At 44.4% G+C, this 23,799-nt stretch carries 20 protein-coding genes; 5 read left to right on the forward strand and 15 right to left on the reverse strand.

Annotation, left to right across the window (positions count from 1 at the left end):
• Positions 1-26 precede the first annotated feature (26 nt).
• The 3 genes from EYR97_RS00420 (at position 27) to EYR97_RS00430 (ending at position 3,201) form a co-directional block, all read left to right on the forward strand.
• Positions 27-590, forward strand: coding sequence for a PH domain-containing protein (locus tag EYR97_RS00420; RefSeq protein WP_307722603.1), 564 nt, complete (start codon positions 27-29; stop codon positions 588-590).
• Complete coding sequence (locus EYR97_RS00425) at positions 590-2,191, forward strand: PH domain-containing protein (RefSeq protein WP_131091889.1); 1,602 nt, start codon at positions 590-592, stop codon at positions 2,189-2,191. The genes EYR97_RS00420 and EYR97_RS00425 overlap by 1 nt, the downstream gene beginning before the upstream one ends.
• A 140-nt stretch (positions 2,192-2,331) precedes the next feature.
• Positions 2,332-3,201, forward strand: coding sequence for a DMT family transporter (locus EYR97_RS00430; RefSeq protein WP_131091890.1), 870 nt, complete (start codon positions 2,332-2,334; stop codon positions 3,199-3,201).
• 65 nt (positions 3,202-3,266) lie between these two features.
• On the opposite strand, the gene EYR97_RS00435 is transcribed toward EYR97_RS00430, so the two are convergent.
• The 6 genes from EYR97_RS00435 to EYR97_RS00460 form a co-directional block, all read right to left on the reverse strand.
• A complete protein-coding gene (locus EYR97_RS00435) occupies positions 3,267-4,508 on the reverse strand; it encodes a response regulator (protein ID WP_131091891.1) in 1,242 nt (413 codons plus the stop codon).
• Between the two features lie 142 nt (positions 4,509-4,650).
• Positions 4,651-5,832, reverse strand: coding sequence for a 2-methylaconitate cis-trans isomerase PrpF (prpF, locus tag EYR97_RS00440; RefSeq protein ID WP_131091892.1), 1,182 nt, complete (start codon positions 5,830-5,832; stop codon positions 4,651-4,653).
• A 592-nt stretch (positions 5,833-6,424) separates the two neighbouring features.
• Positions 6,425-9,019 (reverse strand): Fe/S-dependent 2-methylisocitrate dehydratase AcnD, encoded by a 2,595-nt coding sequence (gene acnD, locus EYR97_RS00445; protein WP_131091893.1) that lies wholly within the window; start codon positions 9,017-9,019, stop codon positions 6,425-6,427.
• 12 nt (positions 9,020-9,031) lie between these two features.
• Complete coding sequence (prpC, locus tag EYR97_RS00450) at positions 9,032-10,156, reverse strand: 2-methylcitrate synthase (RefSeq protein WP_131091894.1); 1,125 nt, start codon at positions 10,154-10,156, stop codon at positions 9,032-9,034.
• A gap of 257 nt (positions 10,157-10,413) precedes the next feature.
• A complete protein-coding gene (gene prpB / locus EYR97_RS00455) occupies positions 10,414-11,289 on the reverse strand; it encodes a methylisocitrate lyase (protein WP_131091895.1) in 876 nt (291 codons plus the stop codon).
• A 64-nt stretch (positions 11,290-11,353) separates the two neighbouring features.
• On the reverse strand, positions 11,354-12,016 hold the full coding sequence (locus EYR97_RS00460) for a GntR family transcriptional regulator (protein WP_131091896.1): 663 nt from the start codon (positions 12,014-12,016) through the stop codon (positions 11,354-11,356).
• 609 nt (positions 12,017-12,625) lie between these two features.
• Here EYR97_RS00460 and EYR97_RS00465 point away from each other — a divergent pair.
• Both EYR97_RS00465 and EYR97_RS00470 read left to right on the forward strand, forming a co-directional pair.
• Positions 12,626-14,890: a TonB-dependent receptor gene (locus EYR97_RS00465; protein WP_131091897.1), complete on the forward strand. Its 2,265-nt coding sequence runs from the start codon at positions 12,626-12,628 to the stop codon at positions 14,888-14,890.
• 230 nt (positions 14,891-15,120) lie between these two features.
• Positions 15,121-15,453, forward strand: coding sequence for a hypothetical protein (locus EYR97_RS00470; RefSeq protein ID WP_131091898.1), 333 nt, complete (start codon positions 15,121-15,123; stop codon positions 15,451-15,453).
• Positions 15,454-15,613: 160 nt separating this feature from the next.
• Here the strand turns inward: EYR97_RS00470 and EYR97_RS00475 are convergent, their stop codons facing one another.
• From EYR97_RS00475 to EYR97_RS00515, 9 genes are all read right to left on the reverse strand, one after another.
• Positions 15,614-16,219 (reverse strand): DNA-binding response regulator, encoded by a 606-nt coding sequence (locus EYR97_RS00475; RefSeq protein ID WP_131091899.1) that lies wholly within the window; start codon positions 16,217-16,219, stop codon positions 15,614-15,616.
• Between the two features lie 13 nt (positions 16,220-16,232).
• Positions 16,233-17,378 carry a histidine kinase gene (locus EYR97_RS00480; protein ID WP_242634820.1) on the reverse strand — a complete coding sequence of 382 codons (1,146 nt, stop codon included), beginning with the start codon at positions 17,376-17,378 and terminating at the stop codon, positions 16,233-16,235.
• A gap of 13 nt (positions 17,379-17,391) precedes the next feature.
• Entirely contained in the window at positions 17,392-17,721 is a 330-nt protein-coding gene (locus EYR97_RS00485) for a multidrug efflux SMR transporter (RefSeq protein WP_131091900.1), read from the reverse strand.
• A gap of 33 nt (positions 17,722-17,754) precedes the next feature.
• Positions 17,755-18,354 carry a DUF7010 family protein gene (locus EYR97_RS00490; protein WP_131091901.1) on the reverse strand — a complete coding sequence of 200 codons (600 nt, stop codon included), beginning with the start codon at positions 18,352-18,354 and terminating at the stop codon, positions 17,755-17,757.
• A gap of 116 nt (positions 18,355-18,470) precedes the next feature.
• Positions 18,471-19,886, reverse strand: coding sequence for an MFS transporter (locus EYR97_RS00495; RefSeq protein WP_242634821.1), 1,416 nt, complete (start codon positions 19,884-19,886; stop codon positions 18,471-18,473).
• Positions 19,870-20,454, reverse strand: coding sequence for a BON domain-containing protein (locus tag EYR97_RS00500; protein ID WP_242634822.1), 585 nt, complete (start codon positions 20,452-20,454; stop codon positions 19,870-19,872). Before EYR97_RS00500 ends, EYR97_RS00495 begins: the two co-directional genes overlap by 17 nt.
• Positions 20,455-20,466: 12 nt before the next feature.
• Positions 20,467-21,063, reverse strand: a complete 597-nt coding sequence (locus tag EYR97_RS00505) for a phosphoheptose isomerase (protein ID WP_105929513.1) — start codon at positions 21,061-21,063, stop codon at positions 20,467-20,469.
• A gap of 299 nt (positions 21,064-21,362) precedes the next feature.
• A complete protein-coding gene (locus tag EYR97_RS00510; RefSeq protein WP_131091902.1) occupies positions 21,363-21,704 on the reverse strand; it encodes a YraN family protein in 342 nt (113 codons plus the stop codon).
• 9 nt (positions 21,705-21,713) lie between these two features.
• Positions 21,714-23,684, reverse strand: coding sequence for a penicillin-binding protein activator (locus EYR97_RS00515; protein WP_131091903.1), 1,971 nt, complete (start codon positions 23,682-23,684; stop codon positions 21,714-21,716).
• Positions 23,685-23,799 lie beyond the last annotated feature (115 nt).

A 23,799-nucleotide genomic window follows, 5' to 3' on the forward strand; every position in this document is an offset into this window, starting at 1 on the left:
AAAGCACAGGTAGAAGGAATACAAAAATGGTCAGTGAACAACCGATGACACCACAGGATACTTTGTTTTCTAACCAGCAAATTATGCACAGTGAATTACCTCAATTAGCGCAATTACAACTTGAGCCTATAAGTACAAAATACCGCATTATTAATCTTTCAATTGCATCAATGGTTACACTGGTACTTATCGCAATTGCCTCGTTCTTGCGCTTTAATCCCTTTTTCGAATTACCTGAAGATTTAATATACGCCTATCCGTTTATTGTAGGTGTTATTGGCACATTAGGAGGCTTGTGGTTTGTGTATCACGTGTTTGCTGATACCAAAATTAAGTATGCCATACGCGAGCAAGACATCAGTAAGCAGGCAGGGCTAATTTTCCGTGGTATTTCATGCCAACCTATTTTGCGTGTGCAACACGTGGATGTAAAAAGAGGGCCAATCGACCGCTGGGCTGGCCTTGCTAAACTGCAAGTATTTTCGGCTGGTGGTGAAATGCATACCTTTGAAATACCCGGTCTTCCACTTGAGAACGCAGAGAAAATAAGGCAGTTCATTTTAGATCATAAAGATGTGAGCGCGCGCTAATGACCGATCAAGTCAGCGCAAGTGAATCAGCAGTAAACAATATTCAGGTAGACACCGGTGATGATTGGCAGCGGTTATCACCCATTGCCATTGTTTATTTCACAATACGCAATATTCTTACTACTTTTCAAGGCCTAATATATGTCATTCCTGCCCTTGCAGTGACTTTCAATGTTTTCGATAACCTCAATTCACCTGAAGCCTATATCGGCATTTCTGCGATTATTTTATTGACTGCAGGCAGCGGTATAGTGAGCTTTATTATGTATAAATTTCGCGTGCATAATCAACACGTGGAGATACACAGCGGTGTATTTCAGCGACGTTACACAAACCTGCCGTTGTGGCGAATTCAAAATGTAAAAATAGAATTGCCATTTTATTATCGACCATTTGGTTACGCACTGGTTGTGTTAGACACTGCGGGCAGTGGTAAAGAAGAAGCGAAAATTGTTGCTGTGCCATTAGCTTACGCCCATGCGCTTAGAAAGCGAGTTCTAATTGAAAAGGCCCAGCAAAACGAATCTGTTACAGCGAATGCACTTACTTCACCAGACGGTGATAAGACCTTAATTACGGGGGAACAAGACGAAGAGAAAGAAGAAATCCTCAATACGCGCTCAGTGGGTGACATTATTATTCATGGTATTACTAATAATCGCGTATGGATAATTTTAGGTGCAGCTGCCCCTTTTTATGATGATGTATTTGGGTTTGTTTCTGAATGGTTGGCTGAAAAAGGGTTGCAACTTAATCAACTGGTAGATGAACAAGCCATTGCGTGGTGGCAGTTTAGCTTATATGCCTTTGTCGTGCTAATGATGGTGATGGCGGCATTGGCACTTCTCAGTGTTGGTGGGGCATTGTTTACGTTTTATGGTTATACACTTTCTCGCGCTGATGACAGATACATTCGCCGCAGTGGTTTATTAAATAAATTGGAAGTGAGCATGCGTGCGTCTCGCATTCAAATGATCACGGCGAAACAAGACTGGTTAGACAAAATTCTAAAACGGGTAAACCTGTATTTTGAGCAAAACACAACTGCTAGCCAACAGGTGCAGGAGCTAATGTCTCCGAATAAGCTCATCGTACCTTCTGTCACAGAAAACGAGGCCATCGAGCTCAGTCAAGAAGTGATGCCTGGGTGTAATTTGCATGCGCAAACTTACCAGACTATTAGTAAGCGTTTTATTCTTCATTGGTTGAGTGTTGCTTGGACAGTACCCTTTCTTCTTGCAATAACAGTGGGCGTAGTAAGTGAACACATGGATGTCGTTGTTTTGGCATTTAGCATTTTTTCTGGGGTGGCTTTGTTATTGACGCTTCGTTGGTGGCGCTGGGGCATTGCATTTGACCGCCGCTATATCTACGTTAGACGAGGTCGCGTAGGCGTCGATTATTTGTGTTTTGAACCTTACAAAGTGCAGCAAGTTATGGTGAAGCAAAGCGTTTTTATGAAGCGTAGGAAGTTAGCTACGTTAAAAGTGGTTTTAGCGTCTGGTGCGGTCACAGTTCCCTTCCTTCCAGAGAGCTATGTTTACAGGCTTGCCGATTCAATTCTTATAGAGGTTGAATCAACAAGGCGCTCATGGATGTGATCCAAAACGTTACCAGTAACACCTTGTGATGGGCAATGTTGACCGGCAACGTAAAAAACGGGCTGTATTTATCATGAGCATTTTGTTTTTAGAACAAATATAATCCGGGCTCTTTTTCCTCACTGGATATACGGCATTCTGTGAATAAACGTTTTTTGTCAGCCATAGTGTCTGTATTGTTGGCCATGGTAGCTATTCAATCTGGGGCATCGTTTGCGAAGCAGCTTTTTCCCATAGCAGGCCCTGAGGGCACTAGCGCGCTTCGTGCATTTTTCGCTGCAGCCATACTCTCTATTATTTTTAAACCATGGAAAGCCCGTTTATCGCCGAGAGGATGGCGTAACGTTATCTTTTATGGTCTTTGCCTTGGTGCCATGAATATCATTTTTTATTTGGCAATTGCGCGTATTCCTTTAGGTATTGGTGTAGCACTAGAGTTTACTGGGCCTTTGGCTGTTGCATTTTTTAGTGCAAGGAAAAAACGTGACTTCGCATGGGTGTTATTGGCCGTTGTTGGCGTTTGTTTGTTGCTCCCTGATATTGGTACGTCTCCAGATAGTCTTGACCCCGTTGGGGTTATGCTTGCACTCACCGCTGGTGCATTTTGGGCTGGTTATATTGTTTTCGGCAATAAAACCGGTAGCGAAGGTTCAGGTGGTGTTACGGTAACACTCGGTATGTTAGTAGCGGCATTTGCTATCGTACCTATTGGCGTGATTAGTCAGGGGGAGGTTTTACTTACTCCTTTCGCTCTTTTTATGGGCGTTGCGGTAGGGGTGTTCTCATCTGCCATCCCTTACACATTAGAGATGAACGCGATGCGAAATATGCCAAAGCAAACCTTTAGCATAATGATGAGTGTTGAGCCAGCCATTGCTGCCATCGCAGCGTTTATCATTATTGACGAAACACTGACAGTTTCGCAGTGGTTTGCGGTGGCGTTAGTCGTAGTGGCAACTGCGGGAAGCTCAATAACACAAAGGCAAAAGCAAGTTGAAACCTTGTCCTAGCGTGATGGTTATTTCATGCCTTACTCTTACGCGTCATTGTCACGAGTCACTTTTACGCGACAATGTCACGCGTTACTGTCACGAGTTACTATGCAATCTTTACCCGAGTGTTTCGCGTGATATAAGCGGGCATCTGCCACATCCAATTGAGACTCTAAGCAGTCATACTCTTCAGCACAAACTCCAATGCTGCAGGTAATATTGAATTTATGTGGTGTAAATGGCGTTGTTCGTACTGCATTCATAAACGAAGACACTGCCGCTAAGTAAAGCTTGGGTGGACGCAGTGATACAACGGTAAACTCTTCACCGCCATAGCGCACAATGAGGTCATCCGGAAAATACTCTTGAAGTAAGGCGGCAAACTCTTGAAGCAATGTATCGCCCGTTTTGTGGCCCAGTGTATCATTCACATTTTTGAAGTTATCCGCATCAATCATTGACACAATGACTTTATTGCGAGATTCCTTATTTGCATATAATTCCTCGGCTTTTTCATACAAATAGCGTCGGTTATACACTTTGGTAAGCGGGTCTAAATTGGCATTGTCGCGAATAGTTTGAATCATTTCTTGAGACTCAAGATTCTGCATAATACGACAATAAAATTCTTCGTGATAGAAGGGTTTGGATAGAAAATCGTTTGCCCCACTTTTAATAAATTTAGACGTTAGAACACTGTCTCCCGTTGCAGATAACCCAATGAAGACAAGGTCTTGTAAGCGTTTTTCGTGGCGTATTGCTTTTACCAGTTCATAACCATCCATGTTAGGCATGCGATGGTCAGAAATGACCATTTTAATATCTTGGTGTTTGTCGAGTTCTTCTAACGCTTCAATACCGTCGTTGGCTTCATGAACCTGAAATTGGAATTTTTTCAGTAAGTTACATATATGATGGCGGCTAGTTTTAGAATCTTCAACAACCAATACTTTGGTATTTAGGTTTTTGCGCAAGCGGTCAATAAGTTTAGACACCTGCAAATAGGAATAACGAGATTCTTTGGTGATGTAATCAAGCACGCCTTGGTCGAGTAGTTGAGAGCGGGTAAATTCGTCGAAGTTACCAGTGAGTACAATAGTGGGCAAATTGTACGATAATGCAAGCTCTACACTCTCACCGTTAGGTGCATCAGGGAGGTTCAAATCAACGATGGCTGCAAGATAATCAGCATTGTTTGCCAAAGCAGCACTAGCCTCAGCCAAGTCTTCGCACAAATCACAGGTAAAGTGAGGGTTATCCTCTATCAGTTTATTAACTATTTTTCGGACAGTAATACTGTCTTCGACAACCAAAACTTTATACATGTGGACTTCTCAATACATATCTTGGGACATATTAACCAAAATAGAGAAAAAAGCCCTCAAAAAAGAGGGCTTTTCATACGAATGTCTAAATAAGATTTTTCTTATTTTCAGTCACCTATCGCAGGTTGGCGTTTATTTCGCTTTAGCATTGCTCTTGTGGAACGCGAACAAAGCCTTCCATAAGCACTCGGGCACTACGGCTCATAACTGCCTGATTTATCTGCCACTGATTGTTCTCTAAAGCGGCCTTTGCTCCCACGCGAAGGGTGCCAGACGGGTGTCCAAAAGTAACAGATTCACGGTCCTTACCGCCAGCAGCAATATTTACTAATGTACCTGGAATGGCTGCGGCAGCGGCAATTGCTACGGCAGCAGTTCCCATCATAGCGTGGTGAAGTTTGCCCATAGACAACGCGCGAACCAGAACGTCAATATCTGAACCCAATACATCTTTGCCGCTAGATGCTTTGTAAGCTTGAGGCGGCGCAATAAAAGCCACTTTTGGTGTGTGTTGGCGGTTTGCTGCTTCGTTGACATCGCTTATTAGGCCCATTTGAACTGCGCCGTGGGCACGAATGGCTTCAAATTTGTTTAATGCATCGATGTCGCTATTTATGTCATCTTGAAGCTCAGAACCTGTGTAGCCAATATCTTCTGCATTTATGAAGATGGTGGGAATACCCGCGTTGATCATAGTGGCTTGAAGTGAGCCCACCCCGGGTACTTCAAGAGTGTCGATCAAACGCCCTGTTGGGAATATCGCACCTTCACCATCGGCTGGATCTACAAAAGCAACCTCTACTTCCGCAGCTGGGAAGGTAACGCCATCAAGTTCAAAGTCGCCAGTTTCTTGTACTTGGCCATTGGTAATTGGTACTTTCGCGATAATGGCCTTATTGATGTTGGCTTGCCAAATATTTACAGTAGCTATGCCGTTGTCTGGAATTCTGCTTTGATCTACAAGACCATTCGTGATTGCAAATGCACCCACTGCGGCGGTTAAATTTCCGCAGTTTCCACTCCAATCGACAAAAGGTTTGTCTATAGCCACTTGGCCAAATAAGTAATCGACGTCGTAACCTTCGCGCTCGCTTTTGCTTAAGATCACCGTTTTACTGGTACTTGATGTAGCACCACCCATCCCGTCGGTTTGTTTACCGTAAGGATCGGGGCTGCCAATTACACGCAGCAACAACGCATCGCGCGCAGGGCCTGGCTGTTGCGCTGCTTCTGGTAAATCCGTTAATTTAAAAAACACACCTTTGCTGGTACCGCCACGCATGTAGGTAGCCGGTACTCGAAGTTGTGGCGCATACTTTGTCATGTTTTTTCCTTTCTTCGGAAAGAGAGCGTTGAGGCACTGTTGAAACACGCCGTGAATACATCCTTGTAGGCTCTCGGGGCGCGTCCATGCGCCCCGAAGGTTTCAACATTGCCCCAACATTCTCTTAAATTAAAAAACGTTGGTTTAATAGTTTGAAGGAGGTTGGTTCGAATTGAAACACGCTGTGAACACATCCATGTGCGCTCCCCAACCGCATCCTTGCGGCTGGAAGGTTTCAAATCACAAACAGCTTCCACCCAAAAGTAATAAACTCTTTCGAGAGAGGAGGTCTACACCCCGAAGGTTTCAACCGTGCCCCAACACTCTCTCTAAACTAAAAAGCTAACAAAGATAAAAGGGGAGAGGTGAGTTAGTTTCTGGACTCTCAACTCGCAAGGATGCGAGTTGAGAGCCTACAAGGACGTATTTACGGCGTGCCCTGTAACTGATTCACTTCTTCGTCCAACAGCTAGACTATAAAGGGAGTACTGAGTCGGGTGTGGGACCCTCAATTCGCATGGATGCGAATTGGGAGCCTACAAGGATGTATTCACGGCGTGTCCCGTAACCGACTCAGTTCTTCCCAATTAAATCAGCTAGCTTCAGCTTCCAAGAAGTCTTTGGCAAAGCGCTGCAATACGCCGCCTGCGCTGTAAATAGATACTTCTTCAGCGGTATCTAAACGACAGGTTACAGGCACTTCTAGCTGGTCACCATTGGTGCGATTCACAACCAACGTGAGCGTTGCACCAGGTGATGGCTCGCCGTTAACATCGTAGGTTTCAGTACCGTCAAGCTCAAGGGTCTTGCGCGTCGTGCCTGGTTTAAATTCAAGCGGTAACACACCCATACCAATAAGGTTAGTGCGGTGAATACGCTCGAAACCTTCAGCGACAATAACTTCAACGCCAGCAAGGCGTACGCCTTTGGCTGCCCAGTCACGTGAAGAGCCTTGACCATAGTCTGCGCCAGCAAAAACAATCAATGGTTGTCTGCGGTTCATATAGATTTCAATGGCTTCCCACATACGCATCACTTTACCTTCAGGTTCAACACGGGCCAGTGAACCTTGTTTCACTTCACCGTTTTCTAACACCATTTCGTTGAACACTTTCGGGTTCGCAAGGGTAGCGCGCTGCGCGGTTAAGTGGTCGCCGCGGTGGGTGGCGTACGAGTTAAAGTCTTCTTCTGGCAAGCCCATTTTCGCCAAATATTCACCAGCCGCGCTGCTTGCCATAATTGCATTTGAAGGCGATAGGTGGTCAGTGGTGATGTTGTCACCCAAAATGGCCAGTGGACGCATGCCTTTCATGGTGCGCTCGGCATCCATCGCACCTTCCCAATAAGGTGGGCGACGAATATAGGTACTCATTTCACGCCAGTCATAAAGCGGATTTATGTCTTTGCCGTAGTCCACACTTAAATCGAACATGGGCTCGTACACTTTTCTGAAATGCTCAGGCTTTACCGACTTTGCGACAATGGCATCAATTTCTTCATCAGTTGGCCAAATGTCTTTCAGAGTAACTGGGTTACCATCTTTGTCGGTGCCTAGGACATCTTTCTCAATATCAAAGCGAATAGTACCGGCAATGGCATAAGCAACTACAAGCGGAGGTGAAGCTAAGAACGCTTGCTTGGCATATGGGTGAATACGGCCGTCGAAGTTGCGGTTGCCCGATAATACTGCTGTAGCGTATAAGTCACGGTCGATGATCTCTTGCTGAATCTTCGGATCTAACGCACCGCTCATACCGTTACAGGTAGTACATGCAAAAGCAACTACACCAAAACCTAAATCTTCTAACTCTCCCATTAGGTTGGCTTCTTCAAGGTACAACTTAACGGCTTTAGAGCCCGGTGCAAGGGAGCTTTTCACCCATGGTTTACGGGTTAATCCACGCTCGTTAGCGTTTCGTGCAAGTAGGCCTGCCGCAATTACATTGCGCGGATTAGACGTATTGGTACAGCTAGTGATGGCAGCAATAATCACCGCGCCATCTGGCATTTTGCCTTCTTCTTCTTCCGTCCATTTTGCCGCAATGCCACGACTTTCTAAGTCGCTGGTTGGCAAGCGCGCATGAGGATTTGAAGGGCCTGCCATATTGCGACCAACAGCAGATAAATCGAAGGTTAGCACACGTTCGTACTCAGCTGTTGCCAAGTCATCGGCCCATAAACCAGTGTGTTTCGCGTACTGCTCAACAAGCGCAATTTGCTTTTCTTCACGACCTGTTAAACGCAAATAATCAATGGTTTGCTGGTCAATGTAGAACATGGCCGCGGTAGCGCCGTATTCAGGTGTCATGTTCGAGATAGTGGCACGGTCACCTAATGTTAGGTGTGAAGCACCTTCACCGTAGAATTCTAAATAAGCTGATACAACGCGCTCTTTACGCAAGAATTCGGTAAGTGCTAATACGATATCAGTTGCGGTAATGCCTGGCTGCGGTTTACCGGTAAGCTCTACACCTACAATATCAGGTAATCGCATATATGAAGCGCGACCTAGCATAACGCTTTCTGCTTCAAGACCACCTACGCCAACAGCAATAACACCAAGTGCATCAACATGAGGCGTATGGCTGTCGGTACCGACTAACGTGTCTGGGAAGGCGACGCCGTCGCGAGCTTGAATAACCGGTGACATACGCTCCAAGTTAATCTGGTGCATAATACCGTTACCCGGAGGGATAACGTCCACATTTTTAAATGCGGTTTTTGTCCAGTTGATAAAGTGGAATCGGTCGTCGTTGCGTCTATCTTCAATAGCGCGGTTTTTTTCAAACGCGTCTTTTTCAAAACCTGCATGTTCAACTGCGAGTGAGTGATCAACAATCAGCTGCGTAGGAACAACCGGATTTACTTTAGCTGGGTCGCCACCTTTTGCCGCAATGGCATCGCGAAGGCCTGCTAAGTCAACAAGAGCGGTTTGACCTAAAATATCGTGACATACAACACGGGCTGGGAACCATGGAAAGTCCAAGTCGCGTTTGCGGTAAATCAGCTGTTTAAGCGAATCGGTGAGTTTTTCAGGCTCGCATTTACGCACTAAGTTTTCAGCTAATACCCGCGAGGTATAAGGCAATTTGGCGTATGCGCCTGGCTCAATAGCATCTACCGCTTCACGAGTATCGAAAAAATCGATACCCGCGTTGGGAAGGGGCTTACGGAAATCAATATTCATAAGCTACTAACCTTAAGCGCGTTCGCTAATAGCTGGTACTGGGCGAAGTTCTTCACCTGTGTATTCAGCAGATGGACGGATAATACGGTTGTCAGCGCGCTGTTCCATAACGTGAGCAGCCCAGCCTGTTAAGCGTGACATCACAAAGATGGGGGTGAACAATGGCGTAGGAATACCCATGAAGTTATACGCTGAGGCATGGAAAAAGTCGGCATTACAGAACAATTTCTTCTCGCGCCACATTACTTCTTCACAGCGAACAGAAACTGGGTAAAGCACTTCATCACCTACATCGGCAGCCAGTTTTTCAGACCATTGTTTGATGATTTCGTTGCGAGGATCAGACTCAGAATAAATAGCGTGACCAAAGCCCATGATCTTCTCTTTGCGTTCTAGCATGCCCATCATTTTTTCTTCAGCATCATCAGCAGACGTGAAACCTTCAATCATCTCCATTGCTGCTTCGTTCGCACCGCCATGAAGAGGACCGCGAAGTGAGCCAATAGCGCCGGTAACACAAGAATGCATATCAGAAAGTGTTGATGCACAAACGCGAGCAGTAAACGTTGATGCGTTGAACTCGTGCTCTGCGTATAAAATAAGTGATACGTGCATAACTTGCTCGTGCAATTCACGAGGTTTTTCGCCGTGAAGCATATGCAGGAAGTGACCACCAATAGAGTCGTCATCAGTTTCAACGTCTACGCGTACGCCATCGTGTGAGAAGCGATACCAGTAACAAATAATACTTGGGAAACAGGCTAGCATGCGATCAGTTACATCTTGCTGTTGATCAAAGCTGGTTTCCATTTCAAGGTTGCCAAGCATTGAGCAACCCGTGCGAAGTACATCCATTGGATGGGCGTCTTTAGGAATGCGTTCAAGCACTTCTTTAAGCGCTGTTGGAAGACCGCGCATACCGCGAAGTTTGGTTTTATAAGCATCTAGCTCAGACTGGTTAGGTAGCTTGCCCTTAAGAATAAGGTACGCTACTTCTTCAAATTGACAGTTTTGCGCTAAGTCTTTTACGTCGTAACCGCGATACGTTAAACCTGAACCTGATTTACCTACGGTCGATAATGCTGTTTTACCTGCAACTTGTCCGCGTAGTCCCGCGCCACTTAACTGTTTAGCCATCTTGTTGTCTCCGGTCTTGTGTAATTTGTAAGGTACTTAAAAGTCTGTTTAAAAATAAACTGTGTAAGTTACAGCTTCGAGTGGGGTGCGTGGCACCATTGGATCGGGTGCGGTGCGCAGGGCGTTACCACGCCGTAAACCCATCCATGGGGGCTCCGCCTCGGCATCCATGCCTCGGAGGGGTAACGCCCAGCGCACCACCCCCACTCTTTCGGTGCCTCGCCCCCCTTCTCGCTTAAAGCTGTGTCGTATTAATTCTAATTTTTGCCTTGGGCGAATAGGGCATCTAGTTTTTGCTCGTATTCGTGGTAGCCAAGGTAATCGTATAGGTCCATACGTGTTTGCATCATATCGACTACGGCTTTTTGGTCGCCGTTTTCAAGTATAGATTTGTAAACCGTTTCTGCTGCTTTATTCATCGCACGGAATGCGCTCAGTGGGTAAAGCACCATGTCAGCGCCCCATTCGCCAAGCTCTTCCTTGTTCCATAGTTCGGTTTTTCCGAACTCAGTGATGTTGGCAAGAATAGGTACGTCTAGCGCTTCGGCAAATGCTCTATAATGCTCTTCGGTTTGTACCGCTTCTGCGAAAATACCGTCGGCACCAGCAGCAACGTATGCTTTTGCACGTTCGATGGCTTTTTCTAAGCCTTCTTGTGCGAATGCATCGGTACGGGCCATGATGAAAAAGTCAGGATCTGTTCTGGCATCTACCGCGGCTTTAATACGATCTACCATTTCTTCAGTGCTAACAATTTCTTTGTTAGGACGGTGACCACAACGTTTTTGTGCTACTTGGTCTTCCATATGAACGGCCGCTGCGCCTGCTTTTTCCATATCGCGTACGGTTTTAGCTATATTGAATGCGCCACCCCAACCGGTGTCGATATCCACAAGTAAAGGTAAGTCACATGCACTGGTGATACGCTGAACATCAGCAATAACGTCGTTTAGTGAGGTCATGCCTAAATCAGGAAGCCCATAAGACGCATTTGCCACACCGCCACCTGATAAATAAATAGCTTGATGGCCGATGGCTTTTGCCATCATGGCCGTGTAGGCGTTAATGGTGCCGACAATTTGTAGAGGCTTATTATTCTCTAAGGCGATTCTGAATTTTTTTCCTGCACTCATGGTATCACTCGCTTATTTGAAAGTAGGGTAGAGGTGTAATGGGTTTAAAGAAGCGTAGTCCAAATTAATCATGGTTCAGCTTCTTTTCGATATTATTTTTGGAATAAAGAATATGGCGTCTCATTAGTATTTCTGCCAATTCTTCGTCTCGGTTGGCAATGGCATTAACGATGTGCCTGTGCTCGTCAAAGGCGGTGCTTACACGGGGGCCTGCCATACCAAGTTGCACGCGATACATGCGCACTAAGTGATAGAGGCCATCAATAAGCACACTGATCAAATGCTCATTCTTACTGCCTGTTACAATGCGGTAATGGAAATCCACATCGCCCGCTTCTTGGTAATAATTGTGGCTGTCTTTAACTTTGTCGAAGTGACTGTCTAACAATGACTGCATATCGCCAATTTCTTCATCACTCATGTAGCGCGCTGCTAAGCGAGCGGCCATACCTTCTAAGGCTTCGCGAACTTGATAAAGTTGAATAAGCCCCTCGGGGGAGAGGGCAACCACACGTGCCCCCACGTTGGCCTTGCGCTCAACCAAATGGCATGTAGCCAAACGATTAATAGCTTCGCGAATAACCGCACGGCTAACTTCGTATTTTGTCGACAACTCAGTTTCGCTGAGTTTGCTACCAGCAGGGATAACACCTTCGACAATATCCTTTCTTAGTTTGAAGAAGGTTCTGTCTGCATTGGTGATAGGTTGTTCGCTGTTTGAAAGCACAATTATCCATAAATTCTTCTGTTGATGTCGACAATATAGGCCCTTATTTGCAATTTATCAAATTTTAATGCTTAAATTGTCGACAAAGTTTGTTTTTGAACAGATGGGCAGGCTCTAGATAGATGAAGTGAAATGTGACTGAGCTTATGGTAGAAGCGAGTTAACTATGTATACATGGTTAGAGGTTGCCCACTTGGTCAACAGTTTAGAGGTTTTGAACTAGTGAAGTTGAATAAATAGGTTTAAGTTCTATATATATGATTAATATGGGATAAAGCTATTTATTGACTCTCCCAGAGCAGCTGGCGTTGCATTGACTATATGGTCTTAAATTAAAAAGTTAATTTAGCAAAATTGCAATTTTTATCTTTGCAAGATAACAAACAGCCAGTATCATGCATTTCCAGTCTTCAAACCTAAATTCTTCTTCAAGATAATGGGGGCTGGTAAGGGTAGCGGTCACTGTTTTATGCCGATTATCAGCACTATATTGTCCTTGTGACACCTCATCATCTTTCCTTGAGCTTAGGTTTTTAAAAGTTCCACAGAAGAACTTGAAGCAGCCAAAAAAATATTAAACACCTAACACTCACGCAAAGAGGTTACATCATGACAACCAATACTGACGTGTCAAAGACACTTGCCAGTAAGCTTTCTCCTGTCGCACTTGCTGTGGCGATGACTATTCCTGCACTGTCTAACGTTGCGATTGCACAAGAAGATGAAACGCTAGAAGAACAACAATTTGAAGCTATTACGGTAACTGCGACAAAACGTCCACAAGTAATTTATGAAGTTCCGATTGCCATTAGCGCCTTTGATGGTGACAAATTGGCTGAGCAAGGGATCACTGACCTTACTGATGTTGGTAAATTTGTACCCAACCTGAACGTAACTGGTTTCTCTGCGGGTCACACTTCTTCTGTTAACCCCTTTATTCGTGGTATCGGCCTTCAAGATCACCTTATTACTACCGACCCAGGCGTTAGCGTATACGTTGATGGTGTTTATCTTGGTCGTCAAGTTGGTCAAAACTGGAGCTTGAACAACATTGAGCGTATTGAAGTATTGCGTGGTCCACAAGGTACGCTTTACGGTCGTAACTCAATTGGTGGTGCTATCAATATTATCACCAAAGAGCCAGACCAAGGTGATGTAACTAAAGTTAATACAGAATTCGGTACACGCGGTCGCGTCAAAGGTGATTTGTTCGTTAATCACGGCTTGTCTGATACGGTTGCGTTTAATATGAACTTGTCTTTCAACAAGCGCGATGGCCTTGGTGAGTTTATTAATGTTCCTAATGCAGAATACGATGTAGGTGAAACGGAAGACGTTTCAGGTCGCGTATCACTAAAATGGGAACCTTCAAACGATTTTCGTATGGTGTTAACCGCTGATGCGAATAATGGTGACGGTGGTCTTCGTCCGTATACGGTATTGATTGATGAAGTGGGCTCAGCACGTTATTTCGGCGGAGCCAACGGTGTTGGTGAAGAGCTACGTAACTCTGACGTAATTCCTGATGGTTATGATGAGTATGACAATGCAACGGGTACACCTGAGGTAACCAGCGTATCGAATGAAGCTCGTGGCATTTCATTAACGACCGAGTGGGATCTCAACGAAGATTACACAGCGAAAGTTGTAGCTAGCCAACGTACTTCTAAGTACAAAGCGGGCCTTGATGACGACGGTACTATTTATTCGCTTGACCAATTTCCTGAGCGTGGTGAAGCTGACCAAACCTCAATCGAACTTCAATTAAACGGTTACATCAACGAATATACCGATTTTGTTGCTGGTGTTTATTACTTCAATGAAGAAGGAAGTAACCGCCAAGGTGACGATTCAAGTTTTGATGGTGGCGCCAACTTACTTGAGCTTGACCAGGAAACCACATCAAAAGCTGCGTACGTGAACGTGCGTCATGACTTAACCGACGAGTTGAGTGTATCCGGTGGTATTCGTTACACCAAAGACGAAAAAGAAGCCTCGGCAAATGTATTCTCAGCACTTGGTACTATTTACGATGAGAATGATTGGGACGAAGTAACGTGGGAGCTTGCAACCAATTATACCTTTGAAAATGGTATGACAGGGTATGCCACTATTCAATCTGGTTATCAATCAGGTCAGTATCCTGCCCGTCCATACTGTCTTATCGGTCAGTTCTTTGGCGCAGGTGGATTTGACGATATTCCGGCGGCTCAAGCGGCAGTGAGCGCAAACAACTGTTTTACGGCGTCTGATAACATTACAGCGACAAACTACGAAGTGGGTATCAAAGGTCGTATCAACGAATACTTCGATGTAAGCGTTGCTGTATTTAATACCGAGTTTGAAGACTTACCTTATCAGGTAAGCCGTGTTAGCGAAGGTGGTTTCGACACTGCTAACCTAGTGGTAGAACAAACATCACGTGGTGTTGAATTTGATTCTACATTTACTTACGGCAACTTCAGCATGATGACTAGCCTAGGTTATATGGATGTTGACGTTGAAGAGCAAGATGGTTTTAACCCTGTAGCACCTCTTACGCCAGATTTAACATTGGCAATTGGTCCTCAGTATACCTTTGAGCTAGAGGGCGGAGCATCAATTAACGTTCGTGCAGACTACTCTTACCGCGCAGAAATGTATGGTGAGCCGACTGCCGCGCCAGAACGCCAGACAGAACTAGATAGCCGTGAACTGGTTAACTTTGACATTGCCTACACACCTGCAAATGATGCTTATACGGTTGCGCTCTATGGCCGTAATATCTTTGATGAACGTTACGACAATGCGCGCTTGAATACAGGTGACTACATCCTGCAAATTCTAAGTAATGACGCCAGTGAATTCGGTGTAAGGTTCTCTACGGAGTTCTAAACAGCACTGATTGCACAATGAAGCCGGTCTGTATATGACCGGCTTTTTTATTGCCAGTCTTAAATCGTCTATTAAGAAACCTGACATTGTGAGTTTATATAGTTATAGTGGGGTTACAGATTGGGTATCCCGTTATTTAGGTGCTCACCTTAAATGAGTACTTCGGTAGAGCATTTCGAAAAAGCTCTGTGAATATCTACTTGAAATAATCACTGAGAAAGAGGCGCAACATGGGATTGTTGGCAAGTTTCAAAAAGTCACGTCTAGAGAGAAAATTCAAAAAAAGCGATTGGGTCATTATTCAAAGCATCCCGTTTGAGCAATTCGAACAAACTATCGTTGATTATGTGGATGATGGGTGGGAGATTGAGGATGATTATCAGCGGCTTGCTCCTGAAACAACGACATGGCAATGTGAACTAAGAAAGGGTATCAGCACACTAACGTGTGTTTGGAGTGCTAGTGTATCAGGGCAAATTTATGGACCTGAGAGGGTGCTCACTAGTTTGGCCAGTAAGCTAAACCTAAGTACATCGACGTCTATTTCTCACCCTTGGTTCTAAGAACAATTCTAATATAACTGAGTTTCCAAAACATCTGTACTTGAAGTGATTTAATCACTATCACTTGCCCCCAAGTAACCCATTCCAAGCTCTTTTAAATTAGTCCGATGCATTCATTTCTCTGCTTAGAGACTTCTGGAATAAGCGCTGTGCAATCAGGCTACAACCATCCCTTTTGTTTCGCTATGCGTGCTGCGTCTATTCGGTTTGTAGCATCGAGCTTTGATATAGCTTCTGAAAGATAATTCCTGACGGTTCCTTCAGATAAAAACAATGCCTTGGCAATATCTTGGGTTTTCAAACCATCTGACGCCAATTTTAAGGCTGACATTTCCTTTGCTGAAAGTGGGTTATTGTCATCAAGGGCCATGATTGCCAATTCTGGGGAAATCACTTTCTCGCCATTAATGACCTTATTAATGGCATTAATCAGATAATCACTATCAGACTCTTTTAATATAAAACCTTTAACGCCAGCACTCATTGCGCGCTTTATATAACCGGGTTTAGAAAACGTGGTCATAAGCACAACCTTACTGGGAATTGCGTTATCGGTAATATAATTGGCTACATCTAGCCCTGATGCTATCGGCATTTCGATATCGCTAAGTACAATATCGGGAGAGGCACTTTCTTTTAAATACGAGATAGCATCTTGCCCGTTGCTGCATTTTCCTACCACGCTAAAGTCGTCTTCAAGTGATAACAGCATAGCAATGGCATCGCGAACTAAAGACTGATCTTCAACAACAAGTATAGACGGCATGTGATAATCCTATTTATGCTCTGCTCAATTGATAAGGGAGAGTAAGTTCACAGCTAAAAGCAACACTAGGTGTGTGTTGAAAATGTACTTTAGCACCTATGGAGTCAGCGCGTTCTCGAATACCCGTTAACCCATTTCCTTCAGCGAGTTGTTGTGGGGCAGCAGTGTCACCGTAATCGTGATAGCGCAGGGTAATTGCATCTTCTTGATAGGTTATTTCTAGCGAAACTTTATTGCCGTTGGAGTGACGTAAAGTATTGGTTGTAAGCTCTTTAACAACAAGGGCAAGTTGAGATTCTTGCAGGGAACTCAAGGTTGTTTCGAGGTTTTTTGACAATGTTGCTGATACTACAAAGTGGTTTTCTTCAAGCAACGCGATATTTTTCGATATTTCATCACTTAATGTAAGGTGCTTAATGTCTGAAACTGCGTGACGAATATCACTAAGTAAACTTTGAGACAACTGGGCGAGTGCTTTAACTTCTTGTTGTGCTAGCGATACCTCATTCTTAGCCAGCAGTTTGTCGGCTAATTGCGCTTTGAGTGCAATAGAGCTTAATGCGTGCCCCGCAACATCATGTAAATCACGTCCAATACGCTCTCGCTCGGCAATAGCAGATAGTGTTCGCATTGATTCCGCGTGCTTCGCTTCTTTCATTTGATACAGTGTTTCTTTGCGCTCCATAGCACCAAAACCGAATAACACCACGCTATTTATGGTGGCCGCCAATAAGTAGAACCCTTCACCTTTGAAAACAAGAAGCTGAAGCAGTGCTAATGAAACGGCAAGCGTGGAAATAAAAGCGATACCTTTTTTTAGCGTGTAGTAATAACCAATAATGAAGCCAACAAAACCAAAAATGATGGCGCCGCCCGGATTTTGAAAACTCAGCGCATAACCCAAGATTATTAACGCAGTTAAAAAGTAGGGAAGTCTATTTACAGGTTTGTTTATTGCTTGAATGTACAGGGCTACAAAAAGCGCATAACCCAATAGCTGAGTTATCCATACTGTACCATGCAGCGGTGTAGACAAGATTAAAGGGACAAAAAAGAACAATGAAAAGAACAAGCTGCTATAAGACCAGCGTTTTTTGCGGCCACTTGCAAGAAGTGGCATTGCTATGCCACTGTTTAAAGATGCTTTATTTTCTAACACGGGTATTTCGTCCCTACTGAAATACGACGGTAGATTTACTAGTAATAAGTATCGTACCTGAAATGATTAACATAATACCCAGCACTGCATAGATGTCGAATGTTTGTTTCCAAAACACCACGGACGCTGCTGTAATGAGGGCAATTCCCATGCCTGACCAAATAGCATACGCCACCCCTATTCCCATATTTTTTAGTACCAAGGAAAACAACATGCCCGAAATGGCGTAAAAGAATATTGCACCATAACCAAATGCCCATTTTTCCCATCCGTTAGAGGCCTTTAATAAGAGTGTAGCGGTAACTTCTGTCACAATGGCAATGGTGAGAATTAAGGACGTCATTCAGAGTTCTCCTACGTGCAGACTTTGTGTTGATTAAAGGTTTCTATATCGCATTTCTAACGCATAAAGCGATATGGCATAGATAGCCACAATAACAGCGCTGATCGCTTCAACACGAGCCTCAGGAAAGAGATACCACACGGTAACAATAGCAATGGTGCGAGCGACAGTGTGGAAATAACCTACCCAATGTTGAATTGCCCATGAAAGCGGCATCCACATTAAGCCAGCCAGAATACCTAAAGAAAGCGGCACAGTAGTATGGTCGATGGCTGCCACAGGCAGTGCAATACCAAATACCATTAAGCTCATAATCAGCCCGACAAAAAAGAGCCGGTCAAAGCTTGTTAAAACCTTATCTTTGGCAAAGAAGCGCTCTCCGGTTACATAAGATAATCCAGTGCCGAGGTAGAAGATAGAACCGGTGCCGATATACAACAGCCAAGTGATGACAAAGTCGGAAACAAAAGGGGCGGTAAGTCCTAGAATTGCCCAAACAACAGTGCCAGCCAATGGCATGGCGATAAACCGATTTTGCTTGAACAGTGTTCTTTCCTGTTCCAAGGTCAAAGTGGCAGAAGAGGGGGCTTGAGAGGATGTTGGAATATCGTGTTGTCTTATAGCTTGTGTCATTTTCTTTTCCGTTGATGCATATTAAGCGTTAGAAAAAGTATGACGAGTTCCGCCTTAAGAGGGTATTCACAAAGGTCATGAATGTGTCATGACAAATGTCATATTGTTTTCATCTGTTATGACGTTTGTTTTTTATCTTTGCGTTTATTGAGCACGCTATCACCATCTTCTTTCGACAGAAGCCAACTGTCTGCAATACTGATAAAGGCAATAAATGCCATAAACAACATGGCCAGCGTAAATGTGCTTAAGTCAGGCGATGATGCATGTTGGTCTAAGATGAAGGTGGCGAATGCTATGGCTAAAGCAGAAAGCGTAATGCCAAGCCCTCTGTTCATTTGCATTAAGATAGCACTAAGCGTATTGGCGTCACGCATTTCATGTGCTGGTACATCGGCAAATGCGATGGTATTTAACAAGGTTAAGTGCATAGAACGCGTTACGCCATTGATAAACAGTATGATACCAATGGTTAGTGATGATGTGTTCTTTGTAATAAGAGCGAGTGCTATAAACCCAGCTGCAATCAGTATGCCGTTGACAATTAACACACGTTTAAAGCCAAATGTATTCATTATCCAAGTGGTTGCGGGCTTTATTGCGAGGTTTCCTGCAAATAGCCAAAGCAGTAATGAGCCTGCCTCAACCGGTGTGTAATCTAAGCCCAATTGCAACATTAGGGGAACAAGAAATGGTGCACTGCCCAACGCTATACGTACCACAGAACCGCCGTAAACCGATAGGCGAAAGGTTTTGTATTGCATTGCGTCAAATGAAAAAAGCGGGAACGCTGCGCGCTTCACATGCCTAATAGCTAGTATCATAAGTAGCAGACCAGTAAAGATAATGCCTACAGCATGTAGTAGCTTGTCTGTGTTACTAGCTAAATATTCAATTCCCGCCATAAAGAGGGCAAAGCCAAGGCCCGTTAATAAAAAACCTTTTAAATTAAATCGACCTACTTCGCCTTTGGTATTTTTTAGCAAATAAAGTGTGGCGACGATGGCGAGCATACCAAGTGGCACATTCATGTAGAATATCCATTGCCAACTAAAATGGGTGGCAATATAGCCGCCGATCACTGGGCCGAGTATAGGAGCACTCAGTGCTGGCCAAGTAATAATGGCAACGGTTTTTACTAGTTGTTCTTTGGGTAAATCGCGAAACACGACTAAACGCCCAACCGGCACCATCATGGCTCCCCCAATACCTTGTAATACACGCGCTAAAGTAAACTCAACAAGGTTGGTGCTTAGGCCGCATAACACTGATGCAATGGTAAATAGCGCAATGGCAGCGACAAAGATAGTACGCGCACCAAATCGGTCGGCAACATAACCACTTAAGGGGATAAACAGTGTTACTGCCACGAGATAGGCGGATACGCCAATAGAGAGGTGCGCCGCTGCAATACCAAAATCAGCGGCAATAACGGGCAGTGCCGTGGTAATGACTGTGGCATCTAGAATTTCCATAAAGAGCGCCCCTGCCACTAAAAGGGCAGTGGCAACTTCTTTATTGAATAATTTCAAACGCTCTAACCACTCTAGCCACACCTGTAATATTGCGTGCAATATCTACAGCGGCAGTTGCTTCTTGGTTGGTGAGCCTACCCATTAAGAAAACTTCGGAGTCTTGCACCACAACTTTTACTTGAAGCGCAGGAACCCGCTCATCAGCAAGGATCTTAGTTCGTACTTTAGAGGCAAGCCAAATATCGTTAGCTTGCGTGCCTGCCCCTATGGGCTCAGCGATGCGAATTTGATTGTGAATTTTCTTTAGGTAACTGACTTCTTGTGCTCGCTTGACTGCATCATCGATGAGCCCTTGGGTTGGAGCTTGGCCTGTGAGCAAGGCTACACCATTGTAGATGTCAACTTGCAAGTTGGCTTGATCTTTCAACTCGTCACTTTTAGACCATTGAAACGCAACAGCGCGATCTGCATTTTGATCGTCGAGTTGCGTTCCTACTGTTCGGCGATCGTTGGCAACCTTTGCCGCCATGGCACCTGCGGCACCAACAGCAACAACGCACCCTTGCATGTTCAAGACAAGGGCTAACAAGCACCCAATAACACTTAACTTTTTGATGTTATTCATAAGTGAAAGCAATTACTCATCACCGTGGTCGGCTGGAAATAAACTATCGTCGATACATTCACATAGGTTGTGGATCACTAACAAGTGTACTTCTTGTATACGTGCGGTGCGGTTTGACGGTACGCGTATTTCTACGTCATGCTCACTTAAAAAGCCCGCCATTTCACCGCCATCTTTACCCGTTAGAGCGACAATTGTCATGTCACGAGAGAGGGCGGCTTCCATTGCTGCAATAACGTTGCGCGAGTTACCACTTGTTGAAATAGCAAGAAGGATATCGCCAGGCTGACCTAAAGCGCGTACTTGCTTCGCGAAGATTTCATCGTAGCTGTAGTCATTGGCAATAGACGTCAAGGTAGAGGTGTCTGTGCTAAGGGCTATAGCCGGTAGGCTTGGGCGGTCGCGCTCATAGCGATTGAGCATTTCTGAGGAGAAGTGTTGAGCGTCACCTGCCGAACCACCGTTACCACAGCTTAATACTTTATTGCCACGAATAAGGGCTTCAACCATCATATTCGCCGCTTTTTCAATAGACTCTGGCAAAATTTCAGAGGCTGCAATTTTGGTTTGAATACTCTCTGTAAAATTCGCTTTAATTTGTTCAATCATACTTCTCTTTCTCTTCAATTTTACTTTCGAGCTGTGTAAATGGAACTAGTTCGAAAGTAACAGGAATTGCCCGAAAATTAATTCTAGTCAGTGTTAATTTCATCGAGTAACAGGAAGACTCTATAGCTTGCTTAAACAATCATTTTGAATGTATTAAGCGTGTGAATTTTAGCTCAATAAGATAGGTAGGGGGATACCGTAGAAAACCCTCCGCTGCATGGATGCAGCGGCGGAGCGCCCATGGATGGGTTTACCGCGTGTTTTCGGAGGTATTCCCCTACCTAGCTTAACGAATCTGCTTAGCCGATGTTTTTTAACCACTGCAGGTTGTTCCCATCAATGGCTATAACGTCTATTCGCAAAGGCGTAGACGTCGAATTTAGGTTATTATCTAACAAATAGAATTCAAACGCAGCCCGAATTCTGTTTAGTTTCTTAGCAGTGATGAACTCTACCGCACTGCCGTAATGATTTTGCTTTCTATATTTTACTTCAATGCAAACAATGGTGTTGCCATCTTGCATAACTATATCAAGTTCACCGCGTCTGGTGCGGTAGTTTCGACTGCGAAGTGTTAGGCCTTGTTCGATTAAAAATGAGCAGGCTTTGTCTTCGGCTGCATTCCCTTGCAGTAGTGACATAGTGCTCTTCTACTCCATGACCATCTGAATTTCTTCGTCTCTGATAATGGCCTGAGGTTGTTGCCTAATTACTTCGCCACGTTTATTTACTGACAGTTTGCCGGTGAGGCCCTCATGAGTAATGTAGTGTAGGGTATTGAGCATACCGAGTTCAGGTAAAAGTTGATAAGCGTCATAGCCGAAAGCGAAAAGACGCTTCTGCATGGTATTTTGGTTAGACCACGCTTTCTCTGCGTCTTCTTCTAACTGTTTCCAGTTATGCTGGGGCATAAGCCATGGCATATCAATGAAATGAACATTTTGCAGATCCCGCCACTGGTTTTTGCCCGAATCGTAATCCATTGAACGAGAAGTAGCATACACTGGCACCAATTTCCCATCGTAAGGGTTTAAGCTTGCTTCAATAATGGGGTTCAGCAGTTCTGTATCTTGTGGAGACGCAAACGCGACAATGGCATCAATATCTCTGCGACTGCGCGGCATATTATAGACCTCGTCATTGGTCATATACTCAATCTGATTAATACGCGCATTGCTCTGAGCTACATCTAGCGCTTGTGTCACCCCTTCTCTAAGCGAGCTACTGTCGTTAAATGACACTGATGTTATATTCGCCCTTTGCTTATTTTCAATGTTGTTAAGTTTTATCCAGTGCGCTTTGAACGTGCTATCCATGCGTTGATACAGGCCGCTTTCCGCTGAAATCACAATAGGTGCGCGATAACCTTTGCTGAAGATAAACTCAGCCAACTGTATTGCCTCGTCTTCTGGAGCCAATCCAAAATAATTAAGTGCAGTGGGGAATAGCATCTCTTGCTCGACATCAGTATGGCTTTCTAATACTGATTGTTGATTTTGAGTAAGTTGTTCAACAGCGTTTGTCGCATTGGGCTGTGTGTTCGCACTTTCTTCTGGGCGATTTAGCGCCAATACGTTAATGCTAGGAGGAAGTATTGGAATAAGGCTATCCACTGTTTCTTTCAATAATGGACCGATGACAAACTTGGTTTCGCCAATTTGTTCGATAAGTGACTGAGGCGAAGACTCGTTTGTATCGATAAAGCGCAAACGAGGTAAGTTTCTTTCGCTATTTTCTTGTTCAACATCGTTGTAATAGGCTGCCATAATGCCGTTTTTAACCGCGTTGCCAGTTCTGGCAAGTCGTCCAGATAGAGGCAACAATACTGCGATTTCACTGGCGTAAATGGGTTCAACTTTTACTGCTTCCAGCACTTCTTGTGGTATTGCCTCACTAAGTACATGACCACGGTAGACTTGTTGAAATTGTGTCAGGCTTTGGGCAAGTTGCTTGGGAGAACCTATGTGCTCTTCGGTCAATTCGCGTAATGTCACAAAGGGAGAAAGGGCTGGGTATTGGGCGTTTATCTCATTTAATGTTTCGCGGGAGAGTGACGTAACCCATGCCCAAATTTTAGTGACTTTTTCTTCACTGGATAAGTCGGTTTTCATCAAGCTGTTTGCAGCAGCAGCCAAATGACCTTGCTGCGTATAAAGCTGAGTTTGTAGATATGCCTTTTCTATAGCGACATCACTATTGTCGTTGATAGTGTCTAGAAGCGCTAGCATGGACTCAACAGATGCATGCGGTTGGGCTAAGTAAGCTTTAACCAATAGCAAGGTGTATTTTGATGCTTGACTAGTTTCTACGCCTTCTTGTTGAAGCTCGAACAAAATCTGTTGCGCAAGAGTAGGTTGATTATTTTGAAGGTACAGGTCAGCAGCTTGTAACAAAAGCTCATCGCGCTGTACTTTATCTCGTGTATTAGCCCATACTTTTTTCGCTTCAACCAATTTATGTTCAGGTGTAATAGCAGCGGCTTTTGAAGTTTCTATAGGTGTAGGAGCGCGCTCACGTGTTACCGAGGATTGTTTAGGTGTACTGCCACAACCTGATATAAGTACAACTGAGGCAATGATTGACAGGGCAAAAAATTTTCCTTTGTGTCTTGTTGGGTACACAGCGCTCTTCCTTTTACATCAATAATCGACAAGTTTATCGTAAACCGTGTGAAAATCTACGCTTGCCAGCATAATCTGGCCTAATGGCATGGTACACTTACCGCAAATAACACGT

The organism is Alteromonas sp. KUL42, from assembly GCF_006538325.1.
In the GTDB taxonomy this organism is placed as follows: domain Bacteria; phylum Pseudomonadota; class Gammaproteobacteria; order Enterobacterales; family Alteromonadaceae; genus Alteromonas.